The organism is Rufibacter sp. JT20002 (genome assembly GCF_056491185.1).
Map to the genome: position 1 here is coordinate 509,386 of NZ_JBSZJY010000003.1, position 17,258 is coordinate 526,643.

Annotated in this window: 8 protein-coding genes; all 8 read right to left on the bottom strand. The window is 46.7% G+C overall.

Going from position 1 to position 17,258, the window contains the following annotated elements; translation table 11 throughout:
- Nucleotides 1-16 precede the first annotated feature (16 nt).
- The 8 genes from ACW9SV_RS16070 to ACW9SV_RS16105 all read right to left on the bottom strand — a co-directional run bounded on the left by ACW9SV_RS16070 (nt 17) and on the right by ACW9SV_RS16105 (nt 17,233).
- Entirely contained in the window at nt 17-2,998 is a 2,982-nt protein-coding gene (locus ACW9SV_RS16070) for a SusC/RagA family TonB-linked outer membrane protein (protein WP_479557777.1), read from the bottom strand.
- A 412-nt stretch (nt 2,999-3,410) separates the two neighbouring features.
- Nucleotides 3,411-4,868 carry a SusD/RagB family nutrient-binding outer membrane lipoprotein gene (locus ACW9SV_RS16075; protein ID WP_479557778.1) on the bottom strand — a complete coding sequence of 486 codons (1,458 nt, stop codon included), beginning with the start codon at nt 4,866-4,868 and terminating at the stop codon, nt 3,411-3,413.
- Nucleotides 4,869-4,887: 19 nt separating this feature from the next.
- The gene (locus ACW9SV_RS16080) at nt 4,888-8,103 is read right to left on the bottom strand and encodes a SusC/RagA family TonB-linked outer membrane protein (protein ID WP_479557779.1); all 3,216 of its coding nucleotides are present in this window, start codon (nt 8,101-8,103) and stop codon (nt 4,888-4,890) included.
- 1,058 nt (nt 8,104-9,161) lie between these two features.
- Nucleotides 9,162-10,982: an ABC transporter ATP-binding protein gene (locus tag ACW9SV_RS16085; protein ID WP_479557780.1), complete on the bottom strand. Its 1,821-nt coding sequence runs from the start codon at nt 10,980-10,982 to the stop codon at nt 9,162-9,164.
- Nucleotides 10,983-11,182: 200 nt separating this feature from the next.
- The gene (locus tag ACW9SV_RS16090) at nt 11,183-12,631 is read right to left on the bottom strand and encodes a sodium:solute symporter (RefSeq protein ID WP_479557781.1); all 1,449 of its coding nucleotides are present in this window, start codon (nt 12,629-12,631) and stop codon (nt 11,183-11,185) included.
- Nucleotides 12,632-12,929: 298 nt separating this feature from the next.
- Nucleotides 12,930-14,402 (bottom strand): sodium:solute symporter, encoded by a 1,473-nt coding sequence (locus ACW9SV_RS16095; protein ID WP_479557782.1) that lies wholly within the window; start codon nt 14,400-14,402, stop codon nt 12,930-12,932.
- Nucleotides 14,403-14,580: 178 nt separating this feature from the next.
- The gene (locus tag ACW9SV_RS16100; protein WP_479557783.1) at nt 14,581-15,207 is read right to left on the bottom strand and encodes a hypothetical protein; all 627 of its coding nucleotides are present in this window, start codon (nt 15,205-15,207) and stop codon (nt 14,581-14,583) included.
- A gap of 193 nt (nt 15,208-15,400) precedes the next feature.
- Nucleotides 15,401-17,233 carry a M61 family metallopeptidase gene (locus ACW9SV_RS16105; protein WP_479557784.1) on the bottom strand — a complete coding sequence of 611 codons (1,833 nt, stop codon included), beginning with the start codon at nt 17,231-17,233 and terminating at the stop codon, nt 15,401-15,403.
- Nucleotides 17,234-17,258 lie beyond the last annotated feature (25 nt).

Here is a 17,258-nt window from a genome sequence, read left to right on the forward strand (position 1 = left end):
GAATTCTCTTTAATTATTAGAAACCAACGTTGATGCCAAAAGTGATTGTTTTGGGAACATTGATATCAAAGTTTGTAGTTCCGCCAACTCCACCTGCTTCTGGGTCATAAGGTAGATTCTCATCTGCCGCCCAAGTAAGTAGGTTGGTTCCTCTGGCGTAAACTTTCAGGTTAGACATTTTCAATCTGCCGGTAATGCTTGCTGGTAAGCTGTAGCTCAACGTAACATCTCTCAAACGTACAAAGTCACCTTTATCAAGAATGTTGTCTGATAAAGCTCTGAATCTGTTATCATTATCATAAGATAGTTTGGCTACACTAGCTTGGTCACCTGGTTGTTGCCATCTGTCAAGCTGGGTAGCTCTTTGGTTATATGCTCCTAGGAACCAGCCACCGCTATTCAGGTACTGATAGTATGGGTCATAGATGTAGTTGCCATAGCTGTAGTAGAACAAGGCATCAAGGGCAAGGCCTTTGAAAGAAAGGGTAGTGCCAAAGCTACCAAAAGCGGTAGGAAGGGCAGACTTGCCAGTAAGAGAGTAGGCTGCCTGGCTATAAGTTTTGGTGGTCTCTGTACGAGAAGCATCTTTGTACCACATTGGCGCGCCATCTTCTGAATCAATACCAGCCCACAATGGGAGGTAATACTGGTAAATATCCTGACCTACTTGTCTAATGAAAGGAGTAGTTTGTTGCTTGTCAACGGCTAGTTCAGTGATCTCGTTTTTGTTTTTAGAGATGTTGAAGCTAAGATCCCATTTGAAATCCCCAACTTGTACCGGAGTACCAGAGATAGCAAATTCAAAGCCGCTGTTTCTCATGGCTCCGATATTTTCTAATCTGGTTCCCCAACCAGTAGTTAACGAAAGCGGACGGTTCAACAACAGGTCAGAGGTTTCTCTTGAGTAGTAATCAGCAGTAATGCTCAATCTGTTGTCAAATAATATCGCGTCAAATCCAACGTCAAAAGGTTTGTTCTTTTCCCAAGTTAGATTTTCGTTTCCTAAAGAAGAAGGAACAGCTGCTACTGAGCCTTCATAGGTGCTGGTATAAGAATATAATCTTCTCCAGTCATAATTACCAATGCTGGCATTCCCGTTAACCCCGTAAGAAGCTCTTAATTTCAATTGGTGAATCCAGTCATACTCCTGGATAAAGCCCTCCTGATCTAGGTTCCAGCTAGCACCCACTGACCAGAAATTACCATACTTGTTTCCTGCGCCAAATCTAGAAGAACCATCTCTTCTGAATGAACCAGAAAGAACATATTTTCCTTTGTAGGAGATATCACCCAAAGATAAAATGGAGTTGAACGTGTACCCTTCATTGGCACCATTGGCAGTGATTGGGGTGGCCGCATTTGAAGGAGCAGTAAAGTCAGTGTTCAAAGGCATGTTCTCAGCATACACTGAGGTGGTGTAAAATGAAGACCTCTGGGCTTCATAACCAGCTTTTAAATTTAAAAGCCAGGTGTTATCCTGGGTGATGTCCCAAGTATAGTTTAATAAGTTAGTAGATACCCAGTTGAAGTAACGCGTGTAGAATCTTGTAGAGCTACCTTGAGTTGATTCTGCATCACCGTAGAAAGGGTTCTGATAATTGTCTTCTTCCAGGCTGTTGAAGTCAATACCATACTTGGTCGTGAAGGAAAGACCAGGAAGAATCTTATACTCTGCATTAATGCTTCCTACTGCTTTAAGCGTGTTGCTCTCGTTTTTGTCCAGATCAGCTAATAGAAGTGGGTTGAAAGGACCTTGGGGCTCAGCATCAAGCGGAAGGTTAGGCATCAGGAACAACGCTCCCAAGATTGGGTTTGCAAAGAAACCGCTATTCAATGGACCTCTTTGGCTTGTGGTTGAAGCAAGCAAATTGGTACCAACAGAAAGCTTTTCGTTTAAGTTATGTCTGATGTTGAAGTTGGTTGAATACCGTTCGAACTCAGAATTGATAACTGTACCTTCTTGGTTGAAGTAGCCTCCAGAAAGGTTAAACGTTGTTTTTTCATTACCACCTGAAACAGCCAGGTTGTACTGCTGCGTTTTACCAGTCTGCTTCACCGCATCTTCCCAGTTAGTGTTAACTGCTGGGTCAATGCCTACGAACTCAGCTACTTCAGCCGGATCTGTAGGAACATTGTAGCCATCGTTTCTAAGGGCCTCAGCAAACAATTCAATGTTTTCGGCAGTGGTTAATGGTCTGGTGTTGTCATTGTAGTAGGCACGTTGGGAAACACCATACTCTGCGTCAAAGCGAACTTTGGTGGCACCAGCTCTTCCGCTTTTTGTGGTAATTACAATTACCCCGTTAGCAGCTCTTGAACCGTAGATAGAGGCAGCCGCCGCATCTTTTAAAACGTTGATGCTTTCAATGTCATTTGGGTTGATACCCGCCAACGCGTTAGCAGTGGTGGTATTTCTGGATAAGTCACCAGAGTTGATTGGAACTCCGTCCACTACGAATAGGGGAGCAGATGAACCAGTGATAGAACCTATACCCCGGATACGAATCTGTTGAGCAGAACCAGGCTGACCGGAAGCACCCACAGATTGTAAACCAGGTACACGGCCTTGCAAGGCTTTATCCACTGAAGACATGGGGATGTTTTCTATTTCGGCTCCACCTACTTGTGATACTGCACCTGTCTGCTCCAGTTTGGTTTGAGTACCATAACCAGTTACAACTACTTCACTTAAAGCACGGGCATCCGTAGACAACCGAACGTCAATATTTGATTGGCTCCCAATGTTAATTTCTCTGTTGGTGTAGCCAATGAAAGAGAACACGAGGGTTCCACCAGAAGATGGAACGGTAATAGTGTAAGCACCATTAACGTCTGTGGGGGCGGCAGTGCTGGATCCTTTGAGTTGAACTGTTACACCAGGCATTCCTTCGCCGGTAGTAGCATCCAAAACTCTACCTGTGATAGTCCTTGTTTGTGCCATGGCTTCGTTTAGAAGCACTGACAAAAACAGAAGACTCAATAGTAAGATTTTCTTCATGTTGGTTTTTGTTTGTAAATGGTAAATCGTAATTATAAAAATAATGGTTTAATAAATAAAGTAATAGTGAAAACGCTGAATAATTTATTTTTTAAAAGATTTTTTTAAGTATCGCAAAGTTCTGATATGGTTATTCTTAGCCGTCTTGCACAATCTCGGGACGTAACTCCCTTCTTAGTGGTTGCTTTGAGTATATAAAATTATAAACTTATAATTATGTTAATCTGAGTTTGGCTTTTAGTTTAAAGTTTGAAGAAGCCTTAAGATATAGGAGGCATTAATTCTATGAGAGGTATTTTATCAGAAAAGATTAAGTCGTAGGCTTAAATTTATTAAGGCTTCAACCTTACTAAAAACAAAAGAGCCAGGCAGTGCCTGGCTCTTTTGTTTTTAGTAAGGTTGAAGTTTCTACTTAGTTCACATCCCACCAAACTCTGGTGTAGTTGGTGTCAGCACCCTGACGTGCAATTGCTGCTTCGTAGTTCGCCTGGTTTACAGTACGGGCATTAGCCGGGTAGCTATGACGTAATGGAATTCCGCCGGCCTCCAAAGAACCAGGACCTGGTTTCAGGAAGGAAGGGAAGCCAGTTCTTCTCCAGTCTGTCCAAGCCTCAAATCCATTCAAGAATTGGTGCTTCCATTTCTGGGTGATGATCTGCTCAAGGCCTTGTGCGTTATTGCCTGCATATGGCGCAAAGGGGATATCTTCAACGTCATAGTACTCAGCAGAAGCCTCAATGCCTTCTTCATAAAGAGAAGCAGCATTTTCACTAGTGATGCCTCTGTTGGCCATTTCGGCTCTTGCAAACAAAACCTGAGAGTAAGTGAAAATAGGGGCAGCGTTTCCAGCGCCTTGGAAATTTTGACTTAAGCGGCTGTAAGCAGAAGGAATGTTACGGGCAACGTTAGTTCCGTACTCAAGTCCAATGATTTTACCATTGATGGACTCGCCGTACACTTGCAAACGAGGGTCACCTTGCATGTTATCCACTAAGGTGTTGCTTAGCGCATAGTCATTACGGTTGTCATTGGTATAGTTTTCATACCAAGGGTTCCAGTTATTTGGATCACCACCAATGAATTGATAGATGATGTTTTCATCATTGCTGGTGATGGCACCAGCCGCCATAGCTGCTTCAAACTCTGCCTTCGCTTTGGTTGGGTTTCTTTCAATCAAACGTAAGGCCATGAACATACGGGCAGTGTTCGCGAAACGCTTCCAGGCGGCCATATCTCCGTTCAAAAGAACATCACCTCTTACAGCAGCCTCTGACACATTGATTTGAGCCTGTGCTTCAGTGAATTCCTTGAACAGGTCATTGTAGATATCTGCTTGAGCATCATACTTTGGCTGTGGACCTTCAATTCCTTTCAATGCCTCAAAGTAAGGAATATCACCATACCGGTCTGTTAACCACCAGAAGTAGTAAGCCTTCAAGATACGGGCTACCGCAATTTGGTTGTTTTTAGAACCATAAGCACCATCAGCCGCCGGAAGATCCTGGTTGTTGTAATCAATAATGGTCTGTAAGTTGGCCAAAGGCCCTCTGTACCATTCTGTCCAGGAAATATTCCGGTCACTGTAGTTCTGAGATTCAGGATATGGTCCCTCAGAGAGGTACTGAGCGTATAAAGGAAAGTATTCAGTGGTGTAACCTGCAGTAGAGGAAGGACCTTCAGTAGGCGTTTGTCTCGCAGGCGAGTTAAACGTGGTGAAGGAAATACCCTGTTCTGCAAAAGTTAACAAAGCGGCCGTTGAAACCGCCGGTAGTTGAGTAGGAGATACGTTGGTGTCTCCGAAATCACTGAAATCGCAGGCGCCTAGAAACACTAGTACACCCGTTGCAATTGATAGAAATTTCTTTTTCATTTTAAAGTTTTTTGTACTGTTAGAATGTTAGTCTAAGGTTAACACCCATGGTGCGAGTAGAGCTCAGCTGACCGCCTTCTGTCCAGTAGTCTTCTAATTCTGAAGGATCAATGCCGTAATCTTTAGCAGGAGCGCTGATTAACCAAGCGTTGTTTACAATGAAAGCAATGCTGGCTGCAGTTACAGGCATTCTGCCCAAGAAAGATTTAGGGATATCATAGCCAAGTCTTACTTCACGAAGCTTCAGGTAAGATGCGTCTAATACAAACTCATCAATAGAACCTGCTTGTAAAGCTGTGTAGAAGTAGCGACGAGCTGGCATGTACACATCGTTTGGCTGACCTGCTTTAGGAGTACCTGGGGCAAAAACAGCGTTCGGAATTAAGATACCACCACCATTTGATGGGAAATCTCTCCAGTCGTTACCTTTGTCATTTACACCAACAGTGTACTCAGATAAACCAGTTCCCAAGTTGAACTGTTTAGTAGAAGAGTAGAATAAACCACCTTTCTGGAAGTCAATGGAAAAGCCTAAGCTAATACCTTTGTAGTTGAAAGTGTTGAAGAAACCACCAGTAAAGTCTGGCTGAACTGAACCTCTTTCCTGGCCAATGCTGTACGTTGGTACACCGTTAGCTCCTACTAAGATCTGGCCTGCCTCATTTCTGTTCCATCTTCTACCTACCAACATACCCCACTGTTGTCCAACACGATGCTCTAAACGGGTGTTGTTCCAGTCAGTACCTACTAAGTAAGTACTTGATAGATCAGTAAGTTCTTCTACTTCAGAGCGGTTTCTAGCAAAGTTGGCAATCACATTCCAGGTGAAGTTATCACTCTGAACTGGAGTTGCATTCAATGACAATTCAATCCCTTTACGAACGAATTTACCGGCGTTTACCTGAGCAGTGCTGAAGCCTGAAGTTGGGTCAATTTCCAATCCGATGATTTGGTCTTCATTCACATCATTGTAGTAAGTGAACTCTAGCCCAAATCTGTTAAAGAAACGCAAATCTGTTCCAACTTCCCAAGAGGTAGTAATGGCTGGTTTCACTAGACCAGATCTGTATTGGTTACCAATAGAAGCAGCAGGATTGTCACCGTAAGCAGACTCATTAACATTTGAAATGTTAACTTGGTTAAACCCGATGTCATTACCTACCTGCGCCCAAGATGCTCTCAGTTTACCTGAAGTAAGTACTCTTCTGATACTCTCATTATTGATTACCTCAGTAAAGACGATAGAGGAACCAAGTGAACCATACATGAAGGAGTTATTTTCCTGTGGTAAAGTAGATGACCAATCATTACGTAAGGTTCCGTCAATATAGAGGAATCCTTTATAACCTAGAGAAGCACGACCTAAAAGGCTTCTTACTTCAGTGTTTTGGAAATCACGTAAGCTGGTAGGACGGGCAACTGAAGCCCCGATGTCAAAGAAGTCTGGAGCGGTTAAGCCACCTTGGGTTCTTTGTAACAGATCATCATAATCATTGATACGTAATGCAGTACCCACAAAGCCATCTACTGAGAAATCACCAAATTCTCTCTTGTAATTAACACGGCCTTCGTAGTTGAACTCACGAATAATGAACTGTCTTACTTCGTACTGAGGAGTAGCAATAGAACCGAAAGCGATACGGCCATCGTTTCTACCGTTTCTGTAGCTCATACGAGCATTACCTTGCACATCAATGTGGTCTGTGATTTTGTAGTTCAAACCTAAGTTACCAGCTAAACGGGTGTTTTGCTGTGTAGTGAAGTTGTTCTCAGTTACAAAATAAGGAGACTCCCAATATTGAGGAGTTAAGATCTCATCCAGGTCACCACTGGCATTTGGGTCACCAATGTTCCAAGAAACATATCTTCCGTCTGGCGTTCTGTAGTTTCTTAAGTCATCCAAGTTCAGTTGTCTTTGGAACCACTGGTTGAAGCCTTGGGTCACGTTCAAACCATCGTTACGGTAGTCTTCTGCTGGTGCACCTTTAGTGTCATTGTAAGTCAAAGTTGCATCAGTGGTAACCGTGAATTTAGGTGTTACATTGAATGTAGTATTCAAACCAACTTGATGCTGATCACGACGTGCGTTTGGAATAGTCAACGTACGTTGCTGATTTGAATACGTCAAACGATAATTGTAGGTCTCACCAGCTCCGCTGAAGGCGATGCTGTTATTCAAGAACATACCAGTTCTGAAGAAATCTCTGATATTGTCAGGCTGAGCCGTTAATGGAATCTGCTTGCCAAAGTTTTCACCTGGATACCAAGAATAGTATGGACGGTATAACTGTCCGTTAATTTTTGGACCCCAGCTTTCATCAGCGCCATATTCCAGAATGCGTTGGCCATCAAAGGCAGCCCATTCTGCAGGGTGGATTTCATCATCGTAATGGAATACATAGAATCCTTCGTCATCATAACCACCAGCTGCAGGGCTGTTTACCACAGAGGTGTAACCACCGGCATACTGATTCTGGTAAGGAGGTAATAAGTACAGTTTCTCAAAAGTGGCTCCTAAGTTTAATTCAACAGTAGGTTTTCCTTGGGTTCCTCTTTTGCTGGTGATGATGATTACACCGGCAGCAGCACGGTTACCATAAAGAGCAGTAGCAGCAGCACCTTTCAGAACGGAGATGCTTGCTACGTTGTCCATGATCACGTTCTGCTGGTCTGTTACAGTACCATCTACTACATAAAGTGGGTTTTGGATGCTCAACGCGTTGGCTCCACGAACTACGATTGACGCATTGTCAAAAGAAGAGCTTGGAGAACCTTGTAATTGAATACCAGATACTTTACCGGCAAGAGAAGTACTCACGTCGTTTGATTTAGCCAGTGTTACGTTATCACCGCTAACAACACCAACCGAGTAGGGTAGGGTCTCTTTCTCACGTGATTCACCCAAGGCGGTTACGACCACTTCTTGTAATTGACGGGCATCTGTAGCTAACCGTACGTTGATGGTAGACTGGGTGCCAATGGCCACTTCCTGATTGGTGTATCCAATAAAGGAGAATACCAAGGTTCCACCAGTTGAGGGTACTGAAATGGAATAACCACCATTCACATCAGTAGGAGCCGCGAAGCTGGTTCCTTTGAGTTGTACTGTCACCCCAGGCATTCCTTCGCCTGTGGATGCATCAGTCACTCTTCCTGTGATAGTCCTTGATTGTGCCATGGCTTCGTTCAGAAGCACAGACAACAACAAGAGACTCATTAGTAAGATTTTCTTCATGTTGGTTGAGGTTTGGTTAGTTTATGAAAGTCTAATAATAAGCGTTTTTTAACACAATGTAAAAATTGGGTTAAGAAATACACTTCACACTTGTTTGCCCTTTCCGGTTTTCATTTTAGAAAAGAGCGGGGTTTTTCTTTGTTCTTAGCGTCATTCTACCTTCCGAGTGCAGATTTGATTCAACAAACAAATCTTTCAGAGTACGGGGAGTCGTAATAGAGGAGGTTTATGAAATTTTATGGTTTAGGGTCTTTTTTAAGGGTACTTAAAATAAAGTACCATCCAAGCGTACACTAATGTTTGTTTTTCTTTGTTGAAGCTTACATCGGCAAAATTCTACGTCCTTAAAGATGGAGTACATGGGTTGTTCTGGATCGGGCTTTGGTTTTACCTCCTGTAGAGTTCTGGGTGCTGCAGATATTGCCCCATTTGCACCTGAAGTGTAGGAATTCTTTTATGCTTGAATTCAACTTGCTATATAAAGTTAGATGCTGATTGGTTACTTGCCGTATTCTATTATCTCTATCAACACAAAAGCTATGCAACAGCCAGAACCTAATTCTTCTTTAGTTATATAGCTTCTACTTGGCTTATTTCTCGCGTAAGCCTTTTATAGGTGATTGTTTAATTGCCGTAATAGATTCTTGGTGGTAGTGACCTGTTCAGCCATCTAACTGCTAGAGTAACTTCAAGTCAGGCCATTTGGCTACGAAGAAGGTTCGTGTCGAGCCTTGCTAAGATAACGTATTGCTGGTATTGCCCTTTAAACGGCTAAACTTTGATTTGGTTTTTACATCTCTTAAAAGATAAGAAGAAATCTTTACATAAGTAAATGCTGAATTTGAAATTTTATAAAAGAATAATCGATAAATAAACTTGGCAGGAAAACTAAGCTAGGGCGTCACCATAAAAGAAGAAATCCCCGGTTATTCTCATCAAGAGGGCTACAGATACCTTGATGAGAATAACCGGGGATTTCTTCTTTTGTACTTAAATGATTTTAGAATTGTACGCCTAGGTCTTGCCTTGGCTCTGCTCTAAATTTACAAGCGTTTTGATTAGTGCACGTCAAACTGAAGTTTCAGAAGGTTGGCGTAGATGCCTTCTGGATTATGGGCTAGTTCTTCATGGGAGCCTTGTTCCACAATCTGGCCTCTGTCAATAACCAGAATCTTGTCTACTTTTCTAATGGTGGCCAAACGGTGGGCGATGATGATGGTGGTGCGGTTTTTCATCAGCTCGTCCATGGCTTCCTGCACCAGCATCTCAGACTCAGAATCCAAAGAACTGGTAGCCTCATCCAGAATAAGGATGGCTGGGTCTTTTAGGATAGCCCGAGCAATGGCAATCCGCTGACGCTGACCACCAGAAAGTTTGATGCCCCGCTCACCCACCACGGTACCGAATGCCTCGGGGAAGGATTGAATAAACTGGAGAGCATTCGCTTTCTGGGCAGCGAGGTGAACCTCCTCATCCGTGGCATCGGGCTTGCCGTAAGCGATGTTCTCCCGGATGGTACCGCCAAAAAGGAGTACTTCTTGGGGAACAATGCCCAAATTGCCGCGCAGATCGTGCAGGTGAAGTTGGTTTATGTTCTGACCATCCACGAAAATACTGCCTTGCTCTACTTTGTAGAACTTCATGAGTAACTGCGCAATGGTAGACTTACCCGCGCCGCTGGAACCCACTAGGGCTATTTTCTCACCAGCCTTTATGTCAAAATGGATGTTTTGCAAAACCGGCAAGTCTGGGCGGGTAGGGTAGGAGAAGCCCACGTGCTCGTAGCGTACGTTTCCGTTGAAGCGGACGGCAGCCGAAGTTGGAAGACCCAAGTCGGTTTGCTCTACCGGTTGATCCAGAATTTCCAGAATGCGGTCTGAGGCCCCGATGGATACCTGAATTTTGGCGTACAAATCGCCAAGGCCAGCCACGGAGGCTCCAATGAACGTGGTGTATAATATAAAAGAGGTAAGCTCGCCAAAACTTAATTCCCCGCGTTGTACCAGCGTGGCCCCGTACCAGATCACCAGTATGATGCCGCCAAAGAGCCCTATTATAATAAAGGAGATGAAAGCACCCCGGTAAAAGGATGTGGAGATTGCGGTCTTTACCGATCTATCCAGGGCCTGTTTGTAGCGGTTGATCTCAAAAAGCTCATTGGTAAAGGCTTTCACCACTTGAATGGCCTGCAGGGTCTCCTCCACAATCACGTTGGTGATGGCCAACTCATCCTGGGTTCTGCGGGAAAGCTTTTTTAGTCGTTTTCCGAAAACCATGGCTAAAATGACCAGCACCGGAAAAGTGGCCAGCATGAACAGAGAAAGCTTCACGGAAATGAACATGATAAACCCGATGCCCACCAACAGCGTCGTGACCTGGCGGAAGAGCTCTGCCAACGTAATAGAGAAACCATCCTGGATATAGCTTACATCAGACGTGATGCGGCTGGTGATTTCGCCAACCCGGCGCTGTTCAAAAAACGTGAGGGGCAACCCCATGAACTGGGAGTAGAGGCTTTTACGGATATCGGCGATAGCGTTCTCGCTTACCTGGGCAAAGAAGTAGACCCTGAAAAAAGAGAAAATACCCTGCAAGGCAATCACTCCAAACAGCAACAGCGCTATGTAGTCAATGTCCTGAAAAAAAGCGTTAGGCTTGCCTACCGCCGCATCCAGGAGCATACCGGTAACGGCTGGGAAAGCCATGAAGGTCAAGCTGGAGAACAGTAGAAATCCCAAGCCTATGTAGAACTTGGTTTTGTAGGGAAGAAGAAATCTGAATATCTGAAGGCCCCGACGCAGACTTTCTTTGTTTAGCCTGGGTTTGCCTTCTGTTTCAAGTTCGGGTGCGGCGCCCGGCCCGAATCCTCGTTTTGCCATGTACTATTTACCGTTAAGTAAAAATCGTGCCGCCGGTAAGCGGCATCAGGATAGCTTTCTCATCAGACGTTTCCTTTTTGGCCCCGTTTTCAGAAGATAGGGGTAAAACAGGAACAAATTTGGCCTTTCAGAGAAAGCAACCTACAAAGGTAGGTATTACTGATGACTTAAAAACCATTAAACTGGTAGAAAACCGCCTGCTAAGATGTTTTACGGGAAGACACCAGCCATAGACCCAGGAACATGAGTAATCCGTTTACCAATAGCACCTCAAACCCAAATTGATAGCCCCAGAACCATTCCTGAGAGTTGGCGCTGAGCACGTATGTAAGCACCGGCGAGGCTACCCCCAACAAGGGTACCACCCTGTCTTTTACCGCCCTGTTTGTTAGCAAGCCAAAACTGTACATGCCCAGCAGCGGTCCATAGGTATAGCCCACCAATGTGAAGAGGGTGGCAATAATGCTTTCGTCATTGTACAATCTGAAAAGCAGGATCACGCCCATCAGAACCAAGGAGAAACCCAGGTGCACCCAGTTTTTATACCGGATGCGTTGATCTTCCGAACGATGTTGAAAGTTTAGGAAATCTACGCAGAAAGCGGTGGTAAGCGAGGTAAGTGCCGAGTCAGCGGAGGCGTAGGTGATGGCCGTGATTCCTAAGATAAAGGCTACTCCGGCTATCGCCGGAAAATGGTGCAGCGCCAACGCAGGGAATACATCGTCTCCTTTAGCAGGAAGCACTATCCCTTTCTGGGTAGCGTAGAGATACAGCAATGCGCCTAAACACAAAAACAATAGGTTCACCACCAGCAAGATTACGGTGAACCAGAACATATTTTTTTGGGCCTCGGGCAGATTGCGGCAGCTCAGGTTCTTCTGCATCATGTCCTGGTCCAAGCCCGTCATGGCAATGGTGATAAAGGCTCCGGCCACCAGTTGTTTGAACAGGTAGTTAGGAGCCTTCGGGTCCCATTCCCATACCTGAGCGTATTTACTCTGGCCGATGGTGTCCACCATGCCCGTAAAAGGAAGGTGTAGCTCTTCAGAAACAACCCAGATACAGATTCCCAGACATACCAGCATGGCCAAGGTTTGGAGGGTATCGGTCCAGATAATAGTCTTCATGCCGCCCCTAAAGGTGTAGACCCAAATGAAAGCAATGGTAATACCTACTGTTCCAGCAAAGGGGATGCCCAACGGGCCAAACACGGCCAGTTGCAACACGCCCGCCACCAAGTAAAGCCGCAGGGCTGCACTTAGGGTACGGGAAAGCAGGAAAAAGGCACTCCCAGTTTTGTAGGACCAGAACCCCAGCCGCTGCTCCAGGTAAGTGTAAATAGAAACCAGGTTCAGGCGGTAATACAAGGGTAGCAAGAGGAGGCCAATGACCAGATACCCTAGCGCGTAGCCCAGCACCATTTGCAGGTAGGTAAAACCTGTTTTCTCCACCATACCCGGGATAGACACGAAGGTGATGCCCGAGAGGGTGGTGCCAATCATGCCAAACGCTACCACGTACCACGGTGAGGCCCGGTTGGCTAAAAAGAAGCTTGCCGTAGATTCGCCTTTCTTGCTTGTGACGAGGGAAACCAGCAGCAGCAGACAGAAATATCCGACAATGATGCCGAGGATGAAAAGAGGAGACACTTTGGGAAATTAAGTATTCGGTGTAATCATAGAGGGTAATCTATCCGCAAAAGTACACCGAAGTAAGTTGTTTTGCGTGTGGGTTCAGAAATACTGCTTTTAAGCCGTATTCTGGAACCTAGCTGAAAAAAAGATAATCTTAGAAACGCCTGAAATCTCTTCGCTTACCTCTTATTATTTTGAGCGATGATTTTAGCCTTCTTTTTACAAAATCAGGAAAAAGAAGGCCCCTGTGCTTTGAGCTCGGTTTTGTAGAAACAAGCTCAAAGCACAGGGGCTAAACAGGAGAGTATTTTAATTAATACGTCTGAGTTACGTCTACAAACTCGGTTCTTTTTCTGGAAATGGAGAGAAGGCCCATAAACGTCAAGAAGCCGTTTAGAATCAACACTTCAAAGCCGAATTCATACCCCCAGAACCATTCCACCGAATTAAGGCTGATGATGTACGTGAGGATAGGGGCCAATACGCAGATAAATGGCACCAAGCTGTCGCGCACAGGGCGGTTGGAGAACACGCCGAACGAGTAGAGCCCCAGTAACGGGCCGTAGGTGTAGCCTGCCACTTTGAAGACGGCCTGCACCACGCTTTCATCATTCACAATCTTGAAGATCACAATTACAATGGCCATAATCACGGAGAAACCAAGGTGTACCCAGTTCTTTAGCCGGACACGCTCCGTCTCCGGGCGGTTCTTGAAGTCCAGGAAATCGACACAGAAAGAAGTAGTCAAGGCGGTTAAGGCAGAGTCTGCCGAGGCGTAGGTAATGGCTGTGATGCCCAGAATAAACACGATGCCCATGAAGGCAGAGAAATAATTCAAAGCCAGGAACGGGAACACGTTGTCACCTTTCTCGGGGAGGGTTACGCCCTTGGCTTGGGCATATAGATACAGCAATGCGCCCAAGCTCAGGAAAAGGATGTTCACAAACAGGATAATCACCGTGAACGAGAACATGTTCTTCTGCGCCTCTTTCAGGTTTTTGCAGCTCAGGTTCTTTTGCATCATGTCCTGGTCCAGCCCTACCATCACAATGGAAATAAAGAAGCCAGAGAAGAACTGCTTGAAGAAGTAACGCGGATCTTTCACATCCCAGAAAAACACCTGCGAGAATTTGCTTTCACTGATGGTATTCACCATGCCGTTGAAGGAAAGGTTAAGATCCTGCGAGATGGTGATAATGGTAATGCCCACGCAGATGAGCATGGCCAGAGTCTGGAATGTATCGGTCCAGATGATGGTTTTCATGCCGCCCCTGAAGGTATAGACCCAAATCAACCCAATAGTGATGACCACCGTAGCCTCAAACGGTACACCCAGGCTGTCAAACACCGCCAACTGCAGCACACCGGTTACCAAGTATAGGCGCAAGGCAGCCCCCAAGGTTCTGGAAAGCAGAAAGAAACCCGCCCCTGTTTTATAAGACCAGTAGCCAAACCGCTGCTCTAGGTAAGTGTAGATAGACACCAAATTCAGGCGGTAATACAGAGGCATGAGCACCAACGCCACCACAAAATACCCCAACATATTACCCAGGATCAGCTGCAGGTACGAGAACTGCGCATTCTCCACCATGCCCGGCACCGAGATAAAGGTCACCCCGGAAAGGGACGTCCCGATCATCCCGAAAGCCACCACGTACCACGGCGACTGCCGGTTGGCGAGGAAGAAGCTATCGGTGGATTCTCCTTTTTTACTGGTTAAAAATGAGATGAGGATCAGGATACAGAAATAGGCGCAGATAATGCCTAAGATAAGCGTTGATGACATGAGCCGGAGGGTAGGGGTGTTGAGTTTTTCTGTTTTAGGTGCAGCGACAAATATAACCAAAAAAGAATAGGGCGTATTTGAAAGAAAGGAACCAAAACAGAGGTAAACAGACATAAAGAAGCCTTTCCAAGAGGTATTGGAAAGGCTTCTTTATAAAATTGGTAAAAACGACGGCTTTTTAGAAGCCCCAAGGCGAGTTGAACCCACCTCCGGGATACCCGCCGTAGCCGGATCCGTAACCAGCGTTGCCGCCGTTGCTGTACCGTACCCCGCCGGAGACGGTGAAGTTAGGAGCCACCTGGTATTGCGCCTGGAAATGGAATCCTTGGTTAGGCAGGCGCCCATACATAAAGGGGTTGCTGTTCCACCGGTTAGTGGCAGACGGGTTCAAGTCTTTCCAGACACTGCCGCTAAGCAGAAGACGGTCGCTCATGGCATAGGAGCCTCCCACGTGTAACAAATACTGGCGATTAGGTGCCGCGGTCATGACCGTAGAAGTACCTTCACCGGTAGCGGTCCTGAAAGTAGGGCCACCCCAGGTCTGCAGCATCGTGAGGCTGCTGAAGAAACTGAACCTAGGCGAAACCTGATATCTTACCTGTGGCTCCAGATATGAAACCGAGCCGAAGTTACTAAAGGCCGCGCCCGCGTTGAGGCCGTAGCTCACCCGTGGAACAAACGGTGCCGAAGCCCTGAGGGAGTCTAAGGAAGAAGTTCTTTCTAGACCCTGTGCCTGCCCAGGCAAAATGCTTGCTGCCCAAACCAGCAAAACGAAAAGGTTATGTATAAAAAGTCTGTTTGACATCTTGTGTATAAGAAGAAGGCGCTTAAAAGATGAAGGGAACTCCCTTCTGCCGCCCTACTAAGATAAAGGTATTTCCTGTTTTAACGCAAAACACACCTTCAATAGTTTACGCAATTTTGTTTCGGGTCTGTTTTTAACTAAACAGGCCCGAAACGGGGTACTTGCTGTGATTGGCAACAAAGGAAAGGCCAGATTACTTACTTTGTTTGCCCAACCAGGCTTCTCTGCGGGCTTTGGCCTCTTTAGGAACGGGTTGGCCGGTTTTCTCCAGCGGCACCAACTCTACCTGAGGGTCCTGAGCAAGGGTAAGCGGTACGGTTTTCTTGGTGCCTTGCTGGATTACCTCCAGTTGTACCTGGTCGCCAGGTTTGTGTTTGGCCAACAGGCTGTCCAGCGTTTTTTGGTCGGTGAGTTTCTGGCCGTTCAGGGTTAAAAGCACATCGTCACGGTCCAGGCCTATTTTGTAAAGCGGGCTGTTGGAGAAGGTACCTTGGGCGATGGTGGCTTGGTCGTTCTGGAACTTAAGTCCTTCCCAGCCCAGCACCGCCTCTTTAGACGGTTGCAGCGCCAAACCCATCTGCCGGGCTAAGGCCTCATACGGCATCATCTCTTTGCCGTAAATGTGGCGTTTAAAGAAATCTTGAGCAAAACCAGGATCTTTGGTCAGGTCAGCCAGGGCTTTTTCCAGTTCAGGCAGGGTGTACGGTTTCTCGGGTTTGCCGTGGCGTTGCCAGAGCAGGCGCATGTAATCATCCAAGGTTAGGTTCTTGAACTTGGTACGCAAGGTGAAATCCAGCCCAATGGCGATTGCGTTGCCGTAGGTATAGTAGGAGATGTAGGTGTTGGTGCGGTTGGTAGGGTCCACGGAGCGCGAGGCATCCACAAACGGGGCCTGCTGGCTCATTTCTACCGGCGAGAAGTAGTCTTTCCCCGGAGAAACCCGCAAAGCCAGGATAGGGTAGCCGGCATTCTGCAGGTAATCAGCTGAAGTCGTTACGCCGGCCCGGGCCATCAGCAACGTACCATAGTAGCTGGTGAAACCCTCGGCAAGCCATAGTTCCCCGCTCATGTTGGCATCAGCGAAGTTGAAGGGCTCCAGGCTTTTTGGGCGGATGCGCTCCACGTTCCAGGCGTGGAAGAACTCATGCGACAGGGTGCCCAGGTTGGGGTTCATGCCGGTTTCCAGCGGCCGTGAGCTGGTGATGACCGTGGAGTTGCGGTGTTCCATGCCATCGCCCGGGGTGCCGGGCAGGTAGCAGGCGATAAACGTATATTCCCCGAAATCAAAAGCCGGAAGCTCGCCAAACACGGCCTGCGCTTCCTGCACAATCCGTTTGGCCCGCTGGGTGTACTCATCCAGTTGCTGTTCCGTGCCTTTGTGGTGCAGGCCAATCTTGATTTTCTGGGGGCGTCCTTTTTCCTGTACGGTCCACTCGCGCCACTGCAGGTTAGCCAACTCAGTAGGGCTGTCCATGAGGTACTGAAAATCAGGAGCCGAGAAGGTGAGAGGAGCGGCCTCGCGTTTCAGCTGGGTGGCAGCGGTCCAGTCCTGTCCGGCCGGAGGGATGAACTTCACCTGTACGGGAGCTTTCTCCAAGCCATTGGCATACATAAACGTAGCCGGGGCGTTCAAATGGGCGTGCGTGGGGTTGACTCCGGCATAGGTCCCATCGGGGTGATCGGCGAAGAGCGTGTATTTCACCACCACGGTTCCGTCATGGCCTGAGACGTTCCACTGGTGCAGATTGGGGCGGTTCACGGCCAAAGTGCGGCCCTGTCCGTCGGTGACCTGCACGCTGTAGACATTCTTGGCAAATTCGTGCAAGGCATAGCGCCCGGGGGAAGAACGAGCCATCCTGACTTCCAGTACCGGGGTGGTCACCCCTTTGAAGGTAGCTGTGATGGAGGCCTCGTGGTGCACTGCGTTTTCAAAAGATACCTGGTAATTGACGCTCTGTTGCGCCAGAGCCGGGGTAGCAAACGCCAAAGCCGCTGCGGCCAAGGCTGTGAAGAGGGTTTTCTTCATGGAGAGGGATGTTTCAACCCCCAAG